Origin of the sequence: Metabacillus bambusae (assembly GCF_017497975.1) — a bacterium.
In the GTDB taxonomy this organism is placed as follows: domain Bacteria; phylum Bacillota; class Bacilli; order Bacillales; family Bacillaceae; genus Metabacillus; species Metabacillus bambusae.
In genome coordinates, this window is record NZ_JAGDEL010000009.1 from 192,095 (window position 1) to 205,154 (window position 13,060).

Annotated in this window: 12 protein-coding genes and 1 rRNA gene; 9 read left to right on the forward strand and 4 right to left on the reverse strand. The window is 36.6% G+C overall.

All coding sequences use genetic code 11. The features are described 5' to 3' along the window. Positions 1 to 61 precede the first annotated feature (61 nt). Positions 62 to 877 carry an EcsC family protein gene (locus I7822_RS13925; RefSeq protein WP_207979135.1) on the reverse strand — a complete coding sequence of 272 codons (816 nt, stop codon included), beginning with the start codon at positions 875 to 877 and terminating at the stop codon, positions 62 to 64. A gap of 419 nt (positions 878 to 1,296) precedes the next feature. Next, on the reverse strand, positions 1,297 to 2,073 hold the full coding sequence (locus I7822_RS13930) for an RsfA family transcriptional regulator (RefSeq protein WP_207979136.1): 777 nt from the start codon (positions 2,071 to 2,073) through the stop codon (positions 1,297 to 1,299). Between the two features lie 452 nt (positions 2,074 to 2,525). Between I7822_RS13930 and I7822_RS13935 the strand changes: the two genes are divergently transcribed. From I7822_RS13935 to I7822_RS13945, 3 genes are all read left to right on the forward strand, one after another. Then, on the forward strand, positions 2,526 to 2,750 hold the full coding sequence (locus I7822_RS13935) for a YuzB family protein (protein WP_207979138.1): 225 nt from the start codon (positions 2,526 to 2,528) through the stop codon (positions 2,748 to 2,750). Positions 2,751 to 2,916: 166 nt separating this feature from the next. Beyond that, positions 2,917 to 4,215 (forward strand): HD domain-containing protein, encoded by a 1,299-nt coding sequence (locus I7822_RS13940; protein ID WP_207979139.1) that lies wholly within the window; start codon positions 2,917 to 2,919, stop codon positions 4,213 to 4,215. A 127-nt stretch (positions 4,216 to 4,342) separates the two neighbouring features. Beyond that, entirely contained in the window at positions 4,343 to 4,864 is a 522-nt protein-coding gene (locus tag I7822_RS13945; protein WP_207979141.1) for a YwgA family protein, read from the forward strand. Positions 4,865 to 5,049: 185 nt separating this feature from the next. Here the strand turns inward: I7822_RS13945 and thmT are convergent, their stop codons facing one another. Next, a complete protein-coding gene (gene thmT, locus I7822_RS13950) occupies positions 5,050 to 5,235 on the reverse strand; it encodes a 2-hydroxymuconate tautomerase (protein ID WP_066338058.1) in 186 nt (61 codons plus the stop codon). A 411-nt stretch (positions 5,236 to 5,646) separates the two neighbouring features. Here thmT and I7822_RS13955 point away from each other — a divergent pair, with 411 nt between their 5' ends. Together I7822_RS13955 and I7822_RS13960 are read left to right on the forward strand one after the other, a co-directional pair. Next, on the forward strand, positions 5,647 to 6,312 hold the full coding sequence (locus I7822_RS13955) for a site-2 protease family protein (protein ID WP_207979186.1): 666 nt from the start codon (positions 5,647 to 5,649) through the stop codon (positions 6,310 to 6,312). 25 nt (positions 6,313 to 6,337) lie between these two features. Next, positions 6,338 to 6,853, forward strand: a complete 516-nt coding sequence (locus I7822_RS13960) for a YwhD family protein (protein WP_207979143.1) — start codon at positions 6,338 to 6,340, stop codon at positions 6,851 to 6,853. Positions 6,854 to 7,030: 177 nt separating this feature from the next. Here I7822_RS13960 and I7822_RS13965 read toward each other — a convergent pair whose 3' ends face one another. Then, positions 7,031 to 9,097, reverse strand: coding sequence for a transglycosylase domain-containing protein (locus I7822_RS13965; RefSeq protein WP_207979145.1), 2,067 nt, complete (start codon positions 9,095 to 9,097; stop codon positions 7,031 to 7,033). Between the two features lie 426 nt (positions 9,098 to 9,523). On the opposite strand from I7822_RS13965, the gene speE reads away from it, so the two are divergent. The 4 genes from speE to I7822_RS13985 all read left to right on the forward strand — a co-directional run. Continuing rightward, complete coding sequence (gene speE, locus I7822_RS13970; RefSeq protein ID WP_207979147.1) at positions 9,524 to 10,354, forward strand: spermidine synthase; 831 nt, start codon at positions 9,524 to 9,526, stop codon at positions 10,352 to 10,354. A 100-nt stretch (positions 10,355 to 10,454) separates the two neighbouring features. Continuing rightward, positions 10,455 to 11,336 carry an agmatinase gene (gene speB / locus I7822_RS13975; protein WP_207979149.1) on the forward strand — a complete coding sequence of 294 codons (882 nt, stop codon included), beginning with the start codon at positions 10,455 to 10,457 and terminating at the stop codon, positions 11,334 to 11,336. A gap of 452 nt (positions 11,337 to 11,788) precedes the next feature. After that, positions 11,789 to 12,520, forward strand: a complete 732-nt coding sequence (locus I7822_RS13980; RefSeq protein WP_207979151.1) for a CAP domain-containing protein — start codon at positions 11,789 to 11,791, stop codon at positions 12,518 to 12,520. Positions 12,521 to 12,966: 446 nt separating this feature from the next. Then, positions 12,967 to 13,060: ribosomal RNA gene (locus I7822_RS13985) — 16S ribosomal RNA — on the forward strand; the annotation flags it as partial.

Below are 13,060 nucleotides of genomic sequence, written 5' to 3' on the forward strand. Positions count from 1 at the left end.
AACCGCTTCAAAAAACAGGTGTCCGTTTTTTTTTTGAAGCGGTTTTGGTTAAAGCTCGAAACTAGGTGTTGATCTTCTCATCTTCTCCCAGTCTTTCAAGAATTCTTCTTTTCCGATAAAGCATCATACCTGCTTCAGCCAAGTCATGGATCATAGATCGATTTGTGAGTGCTCCAAATACCATTCCTGCGATTGGCACCATTTGTAGTAGCTTTTTCCAACCGAATTGATCACGATACGTGTAAACGACCTCACGCCAGCCTTGTAGTTGGGAAATCATTTCATTATTTGTTGTTTTGTCGCGATGATAAAATGCTGATAATTCATTTAAAATGGCTTGTTTTCCAACAACATCCGCTGAGGCAAATTGAAGACTTTTTACAATGAAAATCCGCTCATTACGATCTTTTGGATCATAGCCATAAGCGATCGCAATTTCCTGAAGCGTTTTTAATGAAAGACCAAGCAGTACAGGAATATCAACCGCTAACGTGAAGATCCCACCGATTCCAGTGGTTGCTCCTTGGATAGTAGCTAGCTGACTTCGGTTAGTCTTTAATTCTTGGCCAACAGCATCCATAGTGGATAATGGAAGGGAAGCTATATCATCAAGCTCAATGGTCTCTTTTTGTGAATGCTTCCGTAGTTTTGCTAAAATAGCCTTTTCCTGTGTTAAGTATTGTCCACCTGTTTGAACGAAAGATCCTAGCTCATCTAGTAAAACACCAATTTTCTTTTGGATAAAAGCAGGAGTTACTTTATCTAATAGCTTAAAAGGAAGGCGGCCAATTTTTTCCCAAAACCAAAGACCCTGTTGATCCTTCTCCCATTTTTCAATTGCTTGTAGCTCTGTTTGTAACCAATCCTTAGTTTCCACGTCATACCAACCTTTTCATTAATTTATCATTTATACTTGTATAACTGTATTACGTTTGACCTTTTAATAGGTTCCATAATAATATAGTTTCCCCGAGATTTTAACCATACTCTCCGATAATAAGATCTTTTAAACCTAAAATGATTAGTCCATTCATACCAAAAAAAGGCTGTTTTCGCAAACCTTGTTGCTATTTACTAAGTAATGCGGTGTGGTTGATTGCAGCGAGAGATGCTCGCTTTCCGCGGGGCGGGCGGTGAGCCTCCTCGGCGTAAACGCCTGCATGAGTCTCACCTGTCCGCTGCTCCCGCAGGAGTCTCGCACCTCCGCTCCAATCAACCTTAAAATTAAAAGCAACAATCTCTTAGAAAAGTGCCAAAAAAAAAAGACGTGGAATCTCCTCACGTCTTAATAAATTATTATTCAGCCATTTTTTCCAAATTGCCATTACGATCCATTTTAAATGTTGTGGTGGATGCGCGATCGTCTTCATCAAATAATACTAGTTTTCTTGCGCGGTTCATGATTTTCATTAATGTTTCATAGTCTTCTTGGACTGTAACGGTATCTTGTTCAAGTCTCTCAACCTTTTTCATTAATTCTTCGTTTTGTGAAGTGAGCTCTTGATTTTCACGCTTTAATCGTCTATTTTCACTCATAAGAGCCTCTGAATGCTCATTATTTGATTTATAAGAATGCAAGAATGCAATAACCTGCTCCATCGTCATTCTGTTAGGTGATACAGCTTGTTGATTCATACCTGTAAATGGTTGTGCTGCTACTGGTTTTGGTGTTGGTTTCGGTAAGTTAGCAGTTACATCCTCATCAGCAGGCATAACTTCGGCCATATGACTCTCTAAAGCTGACATCATCGTAAGCTCTTCTTGTTCATCCACATCAATTTCAATAGAAGGTAAATCTGGAGAATAAAGAAGCTGCTTTTTGACTGGCTGTCCCTTTCCTAAAGCTCTCATACGTTGTTTGCGTTGTTTTTTAGCTAGTTGAAGTGCTTTTTCATAATCATGTCTTACAACTGCATTCCAACGGAAGCCACATGCAGCAGAGGTGCGATTCAGCTTATCTCCTACTTCTTCAAAGGCATTTAACTGTGTACTTCCCTCCCGTACATGACGTAAAACAGTTTCAGCTAGTAATAAATCATTCTCTTCAGACCAAGCATCTTGTCTTTGTTTCATCTTTTTCCAACTCCCTATATAAATAGATGGTTTAATTCATTAACTGTTATTAAGCATGGACAATTTCGAAGGATTTTATACAAATTTCTTAAGAGGATACTAGTTTTTTATGGAAATTAATTAGTAATGATTTCATTCAACAATATATCTTTCATCTTTAGAATCTACTATCCGAGGTGATATTATCCATTGATGGAAGGTAAATCTCAGGTTTGACTGTCCTTGCTTACTTGCATTGGGCTTGGATACGCGGTAAAATACCTTTTAGTGAAAACGGAAGGTTTAGATGAAGAAAAGGAAACGGAACCTAAACGATTTGTTGAATTTAGCTAGCGCGTAGACGATTTATAGTTAAATAAAGCAATGTAGTATTAGCTTGTTCCACCTTTTATTGAAGTTGATAACTTAAAAACGTCTTATTCGTTTTGTATCGTAGAAAGGATTGTAGCTCGATGGCAAATGAATTTAGAATTTGTGATGATTGTCAAGCAACAAACATTAAAACATTAGTGCCACGATTAGAAAAAATAGATTCGGAAGCTTCGATTGATATAGCATGTCAATCTTACTGTGGTCCAGGAAGAAAGAAAGCTTTTGCATTTGTAAACAATCGTCCTATGTCAGCACTAACAGAAGATGAACTCATTGAAAAAATCGAAAAAAAATTAAAAAAATAACATCACCCTTGTTGATCGATACAAAGGTGATTTTTTATTGTCGTTTTATGTAAGATTTAAGTGTGAATATCAATTAGGAATCGATATAATAAAAGAAGTGAAAAAAGAAATTAAACCATTAGTGAAATACAATTAAGAGACAAGTCAGAACGGAAGAGGGAAGACAATGGAAAATGGAAAATTGTCTGAAGAAAAGGTATTTAAAGATCCCGTTCACCGCTATATACATGTTCGTGATAAACTCATTTGGGATCTAATTGGAACGAAGGAATTCCAACGACTTAGAAGAATTCGTCAGCTTGGTACAACCTATTTAACGTTTCATGGTGCAGAGCATAGTCGGTTTAACCATTCTTTAGGTGTATATGAAATTGTTAGACGAATTGTGGATGATGTCTTTAAGGGGCGCCCACAATGGGATGATGAAGAGAGACTCTTATGTCTTTGTGCTGCACTTCTACATGATTTAGGTCATGGACCATTTTCACATTCCTTTGAAAAGGTATTTCACCTTGATCATGAGGACTTTACTCAGGCGATTATACTAGGACGTACCGAGGTTCATTCTGTTTTAAAAGAAAATGGGGATGATTTTCCGAAGAAGGTTGCAGAGGTTATTGCAAAAACCTATGAAAATAAACAGGTTGTTAGTTTAATATCTAGCCAGATTGATGCAGATCGCATGGATTACTTGCAGCGTGATGCCTATTATACAGGGGTTAGCTATGGTCATTTTGATATGGAAAGAATTCTCCGTGTCATGCGCCCTCGTGAAGATCAAGTTGTTATAAAAAGCAGTGGGATGCATGCTGTTGAGGATTATATTATGAGTCGCTATCAAATGTACTGGCAGGTTTATTTTCACCCTGTTACTAGAAGTGCTGAAGTGATCCTGACAAAAATACTTCATCGAGCAAAACAACTACATCAGGAATTTTACTCCTTTAAGCATAGTCCTATCCATTTTTATTCCATATTTGAGGATGAGCTTACATTAGAAGACTACTTAAAATTGGATGAATCTGTTATTATGTATTATTTTCAAGCATGGCAGGATGAGGAAGATTCGATTTTAAGTGATTTATGCAGACGTTTTATGAATCGCAAATTGTTTAAATATGTAGAATTTAATCCAAATGTACAGATGATGACATTGATGGAGCTAACCACCTTATTTAAGAAGGCAGGCATTGATCCTGACTATTATTTAGTTGTCGATTCTTCTTCAGACCTACCATATGATTTTTATCGACCTGGTGAGGAAGAAGAGCGGTTGCCAATCCATTTACAAATGTCAAACGGAGATCTTAGAGAGCTATCAAGACAATCTGAAATCGTTGATGCGATCTCAGGAAAAAGAAGAACAGATCATAAATTATATTTCCCATTAGATTTACTAGAGGATTTTTCAACGAAACGATCAGCTAAGAAAAAGATATTAGAATTATTAAACCTATCTAAATAGATTGGAAAAGTGCGACATCCTGAAATTAAATGTTCTGGGATATTAGAGCTAGACACAAATAAGTAAAGTACAGATAATTACACCTTTTATCGATCAAACAGAGAAAGAGTTAGGAGATGACGGGGTTTTGATGAAAGAACACGCTAAGTTGATGAAGGTGATCTCATCGGCTGGGGAAATCATTGGTCGGAAAAAGCTACAAAAGATGATTTATATCGCGAAAAAGATAGATCTGCCTTTTTATGAAAAATATAACTTTCACTTTTATGGGCCGTACTCTGAGGAGCTGACACTTCGTATTGAAGAGCTTTGTAATTTAGGGTTCTTAAATGAAGTTCATGAAAAAAGGGGTGGCTATTTTCAATATCGCTATTCATTAACAGATACTGGAACTGAATTTTTAGGTCATTATGATCTAGATCTGCCTCCATTTGAAGGTTGTATGCTTCATCTAAATGAGCAAAGCTCAAGATTTTTAGAGCTTGTTTCAACGGTTTTATATTTTGATGGATTAGAACAAGAAGAGGTTAAAGAGAAGGTATTTACATTAAAGAGTAAGCAGCGTTATACAGAAGAAGAGATTCTAGAGGCGTATAAATATATTGAGAATATACGAGGTTTAGTTGCAGAAGAGCTCGCCAAACATTAAGTTGGCGAGCTTTTCTTCATCGTTTAGGAAATTACAAAATTCTTGAACTGTGGATAAGCGCACGACATCCAGCTCCAGCACCTAGCCCCTCTAGGGTCTAGCTAATTTAGAATTGAAGGCAAAGAACGCCTTCTATTCTAAATCATCTTATTGCCCGAGGCTAATCAAGGCGCCCTGAGCTTTTGTTATTGGTCGCTTAATCTTTTACCACCAAGCGCATAATTGCTTTTACTCATTTCATCGATAAAGACAGCAATTTTTTCAGCAGGTGCCCCAGTTGTTTCCGATACAGCGGCAGTTACTTTTTCGACTAATGCTCTTTTTTGCTCGTCTGTTCTTCCTTCGAGCATTTTAACTGTTACGTATGGCATTGTATATCACTCCTTCATATGTATGGGCTTTATCGTGATCAAAATAGTACGAAATCAGCCTGTAAATATAGTATACTTTAAGCGAAATGGTTTGCATAACATGTTAAGCTAGTAGTAAATAGATTGAATTTAGTTTAAGTTGAACTTTAAGGCTGTTTTGCAAACTTTGTTGCTATTTACCAAATAGTGTGGTTGATTGCAGCGAGAGATGCTCGCTTTCCGCGGGGCGGGCGGTGAGCCTCCTCGACGTAAACGCCTGCATGAGTCTCACCTGTCCCGCTGCTCCCGCAGGAGTCTCGCACTTCCGCTCCAATCAACCTGAATTAGTTTTTTGTTTTAAAAGCAACAATCTCTTAAAAAAGAACCAACTTTAAAAGTCTAAAGGAGAGAGAGATGGACAATTTAAATAGTATAAATAGTTTTTTAGCATTTCCACTTGAAATGATTCCATATGTTGTCATTACGTTAATGATTGCTTTTACAATTCACGAATATGCTCATGCTTATGTAGCATATAAATTTGGTGATCCAACGGCACAAAGGCAAGGTAGATTAACGCTTTCTCCACTCGCACATCTAGATCCCTTTGGTACTCTGCTCATTTTTATTGCAGGCTTTGGTTGGGCAAGACCTGTACCTGTTAATCGTTCCTATTTTAAAAGACCTCGTTTAGCAGGTGTTCTCGTTTCAGTTGCAGGTCCACTTAGTAATTTAGTGATCGCTTTTCTTGGTACTGCAATTTGGTATATTCTATTAGCAACAAATGCAGTAACAGCACTACCAGAATTTTATGTGAACGGTCTTCAGGATTTTTTCAATATATTTGTGTCACTTAATGTGATGCTATTTATATTTAATTTACTTCCATTTCCACCACTAGATGGGTACCGGATTATTGAAGATCTCGCTCCTGCAAATATTAGAGCGAAAATGACTCAATATGAGAGTTATGGAATCATTATTTTTCTGATATTAGTAATTACACCACTTGATGGTTATATTATTCAGCCAATTTTTGCTGTTGGTAGAACAGCGGTGATGGACTTGTTTCACTTACTTTTAGGTCCAATATTATAGGTTAAATGATTTAGGAGGTTTAAACATGGAGGAAAATAAAAAGAAGAAAAGCATTGGCTTTAATATTATAAAGAGTGATCCAACTGATGGACATGGAGGTTATGGTGTTGGTGCACTAAGTCTTGATAATGTATCACCAGTATTTATAGATATTGAAGAAGGAGAGGCCTTCGTTGATATTGGGGCTATGCATGCAAGAAGTGTTGTTGAAAAGGGAATTAAATTTCTTAAAACTAAAGAAGAGGTTCCTAATGGAAAGCCTTATTGGCTAGTATGGGTCACGATTGATCGTAAGGCAGAAGGTCCATATTACGCTGGTGTTGCAGCATGTGAGATGACAGTTGATCGTTCCATAAGAAGAGGCTATAAATCACTTCCGGAACATGTTAACCGAATGGATAAATCAATGAAACGTCATATTATTGTCGACCATATGGATGAACGTTCAAAGGAAATCCTTGCTGGATACTTAAAAAAGCATGATAAACATATGTGGGAACACTCTGATCAAAAATTAAAAGACGACCTAAATGCTAACTGAAATATGTCGAAAATGTGACGATTTTGTGAATAACTTGGTAAATTCTTGTGGTTCTTCGGTAAAATTAGTAGACTAAGAATACAGTTATAAAACTAGGACATAAAAAACCCCGAACAACTTAGTTCGGGGTTTTTTATTTTGTTGAATGGAATATTGTCTTTAAAAATAGTGGATTCATCAATCCCACCATTTAAAAATGTCATACCAACTATCTTTTTCTTTCTTCTTGTGATCATGAATCTTTTCATCATCGGTTTCTGTAAGATGCTCTGTACAATATTCTGTTGGTTCTGTGCCTTCAATAAAGTAGGTGAGCCTTCGGACAGGACAATCCTCAGTAGCAAGCTTCCCGCTAGCGGGATTTATGTACACTCCTACGGTACCATCTGGTGGACGAAATGCTTTAACAGACTCATTGTCCAAAGCCTTTTCCATGAACTTAGCCCAGATTGCTTTCGCATAGCCCCGTTCTTGAACGAGATCAATTGTTTTTCCTTTGTCATATCCAGTCCAAACCCCAGCTACTAATTGTGGTGAAAAACCAATCATCCAGCTATCTGTTGATGTAGTACCAGATTTTCCGGCGTAGTCTCTCGTTAAAGAGTCAGCAATGCTATGACCAGTGACAGAAGTATAATCATTTAATGCTGTATCAAACATTCCTGTCATCATATGAGTTGTAACAAAAGCAGCTTGTTCATTAAGGATTTGTTCCTTTTTAGTATCAGCTTTATAAATAACTTCACCAGTGGCATCCTCTACCTTAGTAATAAAGGTAGGCTCAATATTTCTTCCACCATTCTCTAGCATACCGTAAGCATTTACAATCTCGACTAAACGAACTGGAGATGTTCCTAAAGCTGTTGAAGGGATGTTTTTAATTTTCGTGTTAAGTCCAAATAACTCTCCCGTTTTTACAAGGTTTTCCATCCCGAGCATCATATGAGTTTTAACAGCATAAATGTTATCAGATAAAGCGATGGCTTGAAGCATCGTAATAAAGTCATTCGCATAATAGTCATTATAGTTGCTAGGTTTATATGAAGCATTGCCATCATCATATGAAAATGTCGTTGGCTCACTCAGCATCTCTGTAGATGGCGTAAATCCCTTGTTTATCGCTGCGTAATATAATAAAGGCTTTATTGTTGATCCGGGCTGTCTTTTCGCCTGTGTTGCGCGATTAAAAGGACTTTCTTTATAGTCGCGCCCACCTATCAAGGCCTTTACATAGCCTGTAGCCGGATCAATCGCGACAAAACCAGCTTGAATATCAGACTTCTTTTCGATTGATTTTTCCACCAGGTCCTCTGCGATTTCTTGCATTGTTAAATCTAATGTCGTATAAATTCTTAACCCTTTTGTTTCAATCATTTGCGCGTTAATATTTAACTCGTCTGCTAAAGAACTCATAACAGCATCTTGAAAATAAGGGGCAATACCTTTTTGAACCTTATCTTCCTTTGTTGTAAAAATTAGACTCTCGCTTAATGCGCTGGCTAATTGTTTTTCCGTAATATAGCCCTCTTTTTCCATCGTTTTCAAGATGATCGCTTGTCTACCTTTGGATTTTTCTTGATTAACGTAAGGAGAATAAAGGTTGGGACCCTTTGGGATGCCTGCAAGCATAGCGGCTTCTCCTAAAGATAACTCACTGGAATTCTTTCCAAAGTAATATTTAGCAGCAGCTTCGATCCCATATACTCCATGGCCATAATAAATCGTATTTAAATAACCCTCTAAAATTTCATCCTTACTATAATTTTGTTCAAGGCGTATGGTGTAAAAGGCTTCCATCGCTTTTCTTTGCCAGGTTTTTTCATGTTCTAAAAATAGATTACGAGCATATTGCTGTGTAATCGTACTAGCCCCTTGAACCTTGGCCATTGCCTTTAAATCCGCTAAAGCAGCCCCTGCAATTCGTTTAAAATCAAAACCATTATGATTATAAAAGCTTCGATCCTCGATTGCGATCGTTGCTTGAAGAACATTTTCAGAAATATCATCAAGCTTCACCCAATACCGTTTTTGCCCATTATGTAATTCCCCAATCTTTGACCCATCACTCGCATAAATAATCGTCGATTGTGGCACTGTTAAAGAGGGAGGTCCTTGCCATTTGGCATACATAACAACACTAAGAATAATCGTTGAAAAAAAGACTAATAATAGCAAACTAATAAACGTAATGGCACGGATTGTCTTTAACGTAATTCGAATTCGTTTAGGTGTGATCACATCCATTTTGCTCACCTCCGATCTAAAATAGAAAAGCTCAGGGCGCCTGCATTATTCAGCCTCGGGCTTAAAGACGCTCATGAATAAAAGGTGTTCTTTACCTTCAATTCATGAGTGGCTTATGACTCGAGGGGCTAGGCGCAGGAGCTGATCATAAGTTGTCCGAACTAAGATACTATTAGCCATTATGAGTTTTTTAAAAGGTTTTTAAACATTTTGATAAAAAGTCATGAATTTTTTCTTGATTTTTTACTAGATTCATCTATAGTTTTAAAAGGATAATAAAGAAAAATTTTCCGGATGTTCTTATGACATACCGGTTAAAATAATAAAACAAGCTTAAATACATGAATTCTGTCTCTTAAGGTTTGACATAAATGTAAAAGGATAAATGTATAGTTGAGAGCTGATAGATGAAAGGATGGTAATAAAATGAGTGAATTATGGTACACAGAAAAACAAACAAAGAATTTCGGGATTACATTAAAAATTAAACAAACGTTACATACAGAGCAAACAGACTTTCAATACTTAGAAATGGTTGAAACGGAAGAATTCGGAAATATGCTTTTTCTTGATGGAATGGTCATGACATCACAAAAGGACGAGTTTGTTTATCATGAAATGGTTGCACATGTTCCTTTATTTACACACCCTAACCCTGAAAATGTTCTTGTTGTTGGCGGTGGTGATGGCGGTGTTATCCGTGAAGTACTGAAGCATCCTCAAGTGAAGAAAGCAACTCTTGTTGATATAGATGGAAAAGTCATCGAGTATTCAAAAAAATTCCTTCCTGAAATTGCAGGAAAACTTGAAGACCCACGTGTAGATGTAAAAGTAGGCGATGGCTTCATGCATATCGCTGAAAGTGAAAATGAGTATGACGTCATTATGGTAGATTCTACTGAACCAATGGGGCCTGCTGTAAACTTATTTACAAAAGGATTTTATGCTGGTATTTCAAAAGCGCTTAAAGAAGATGGCGTTTTTGTAGCACAAACAGACAACCCTTGGTTTACACCAGAACTAATTACAAATGTCCAACGTGATGTGAAGGAAATATTCCCGATTACACGTCTTTACACTGCGAACATCCCAACATACCCAAGTGGTTTATGGACATTCACAATTGGTTCTAAAAAATATGATCCACTTGAAGTAAGTGAAGAACGTTTCCATGAAATTGAAACTAAATATTATACAAAAGAATTACACAAAGCTTGCTTCGTATTACCGAAATTCGTAAGTGACTTAATTAAGTAATTCTCATTATATAAGAAGTCAAACACAATAAAATAAAGTGAATCAAGAAAACTTTAAGTGAGGGAATAGTTCTCTCACTTTTTTATAGGAGGAAAAGTAAATGAGATTTGATGAAGCATATTCAGGTAATGTATTTATCAAGAGCCATCCTAACTATGAAGAAAGTGAAGCAGTAATTTACGGAATGCCTATGGATTGGACAGTAAGCTACAGACCAGGCTCCCGTTTTGGTCCAGCTCGTATTCGTGAGGTATCAATTGGGCTTGAAGAATATAGTGCTTATTTAGATCGAGAGTTAGATGAAGTAAAATATTATGATGCCGGAGACATTCCGCTTCCATTTGGAAATCCACAAAGAAGCATCGATATGATCGAGGAATATATCGACCAATTACTAGCAGACGGTAAATACCCATTAGGAATGGGTGGTGAACATTTGGTTTCCTGGCCAGTAATGAAGGCGATGTATAAAAAATATCCTGATTTAGCAATCATTCATATGGATGCACATACAGATTTACGTGATGAATATGAAGGTGAACCATTATCACATTCAACACCAATTAAAAAAATTGCTGATTTAATCGGGCCAAAAAATGTCTATTCATTTGGGATTCGCTCAGGTATGAAGGAAGAGTTCCAATGGGCAAAAGAGGTGGGCATGCACATCTCAAAATTTGATGTACTTGAACCATTAAAAGAAGTATTACCAACGCTTGCCGGACGTCCGGTATACGTCACAATAGACATTGATGTTCTAGATCCTGCACACGCACCAGGAACAGGTACAGTAGATGCAGGCGGAATTACTTCTAAAGAACTGTTAGCATCAATTCATGAAATTGCGAAATCCGATATTCGTGTCGTTGGTTCGGATTTAGTAGAGGTTGCACCGATCTATGATAATTCTGAGCAAACAGCAAATACGGCTAGTAAAATTTTAAGAGAAATGATTTTGGGCTGGGTGCAGAAGAAGGGTTGAGGTGGTGCCTGTCACTCCCCGGAATTTGTCGAAAAATAGCAACTTCAGCAGTAAGGAAGGAATCCAGGCTTTATCTGCCTGGATTCCTTTTTCTCTTTTAAGCTACGATTTCAAAGTTTGTTGTGAAAAATTACATTAATTTTTGTAACCTCTTAGTTATATCTGTAATAACTAAGAGGTTTATAATAGTTGTCAACATATAAAATTAAATTAAATATTGGATAAATAACCTTTTTATTACATAAAAGTAATTTATTTCATTTAATCATTTCTTTTCCCATAATCTATTAAAAGCGCTGATAGATTCAAATCCTTAAGAAGATAGTCTACGTAAATAATCCTAAAGTGGATAAGTATAAAAACCAATATGTTAATTCCTTCCTCAAATATTACAAGAAAAGCCATGTTAAGATATCTCCCGAAGGCAATTATTACGAGGGAGGATGAACAAATTGAACAAAAAAATGTTATTATCGGTAGTTGCTGGGGCAGCTTTATTAATGGCAAACCCAGTAGCAAATAAGGCAGAAGCTACTTCATTTTCTACAAATGCACAAGCAAAGGTGTACTATTACAATTCTAGTAATGTAGATTTTGAAGAAATCAATCAGTTAGTCAAGAATTACCTACAAAACTATCAAATTAAACAACCAAATACTCAACAAAATGAAGTAGAAGCACCTATAGAAGAAACGAATACAACAAATCAACAACCGACAAAAGAACAGCCTGTAGCACAACAACCTGCTGAGCAGCAATCACCACAAGCAGAGCAAACGAATAAGACAGAACAGACTTCGTCTCAATTAAGTGAATATGAACAACAAGTGGTAGACTTAACAAATCAGGAGCGTGCAAAAAATGGACTTCCTGCATTAAAAGTGGACCTTGAGTTAAGTAAGGTTGCCCGTGAAAAATCATCGGACATGCAAAGAAACAACTATTTCTCACACACAAGCCCAACCTATGGCTCACCATTTGATATGATGAAGCAATTTGGGATCACATATAAAGCAGCAGGAGAAAACATTGCAAAGGGCCAACGTTCACCAGAAGAAGTTGTGAATGCGTGGATGAACAGTGAAGGACACCGTAAAAATATTTTAAGCGCGAACTTTACCCATATTGGTGTGGGGTATGTGGCTGAGGGGAATTACTGGACTCAGCAATTTATAGGTAAATAAGCAATAAAGAAATGGCGACCATAATCAACTAGTCGCCATTTCTTTATGTTCCCATAGTAATTTCAATAGATTGATGAATTAGCATCAGAAACAGAATGGATTTAACCTTCTATAAACTTTATTTATAACAATGTGAGAAATATGTGTAAATTATTTGTTGACTCTAGAGAGTCGATATAGTAATATAGTTTTTATCGCATTGAGGGATAGAAATTAATGTCCTCACATGATTGCAGAATAAAGGTACTTAATATAACGATTCATGTTAATTTTTCAAATTAAAGTATTTTGAAAAAGTTATTGACAAGATATTAATAGAATGGTATATTATATTTCTGCCTCAAATTAATAGTTCTTTGAAAACTAAACAAAACAGAAACGTCAACGTTAATCTAATTATCAAAAACGTACTATATAGTACAAACTTATGAGCTATATCAAACACTTTATTGGAGAGTTTGATCCTGGCTCAGGACGAACGCTGGCGGCGTGCCTAATACATGCAAGTCGAGCGAATCAATGGGAGCTTGCTCCCTGAGA

Excerpts from the sequence above, each read along its gene's own strand:
- thmT (WP_066338058.1), bottom strand. The coding sequence starts at position 5,235 with ATGCCATACGTAACAGTTAAAATGCTCGAAGGAAGAACAGACGAGCAA.
- I7822_RS13935 (WP_207979138.1), top strand. The coding sequence starts at position 2,526 with ATGGCAAATGAATTTAGAATTTGTGATGATTGTCAAGCAACAAACATT.
- speE (WP_207979147.1), top strand. The coding sequence starts at position 9,524 with ATGAGTGAATTATGGTACACAGAAAAACAAACAAAGAATTTCGGGATT.
- I7822_RS13960 (WP_207979143.1), top strand. The coding sequence starts at position 6,338 with ATGGAGGAAAATAAAAAGAAGAAAAGCATTGGCTTTAATATTATAAAG.
- I7822_RS13930 (WP_207979136.1), bottom strand. The coding sequence starts at position 2,073 with ATGAAACAAAGACAAGATGCTTGGTCTGAAGAGAATGATTTATTACTA.
- I7822_RS13965 (WP_207979145.1), bottom strand. The coding sequence starts at position 9,097 with ATGGATGTGATCACACCTAAACGAATTCGAATTACGTTAAAGACAATC.
- I7822_RS13940 (WP_207979139.1), top strand. The coding sequence starts at position 2,917 with ATGGAAAATGGAAAATTGTCTGAAGAAAAGGTATTTAAAGATCCCGTT.
- speB (WP_207979149.1), top strand. The coding sequence starts at position 10,455 with ATGAGATTTGATGAAGCATATTCAGGTAATGTATTTATCAAGAGCCAT.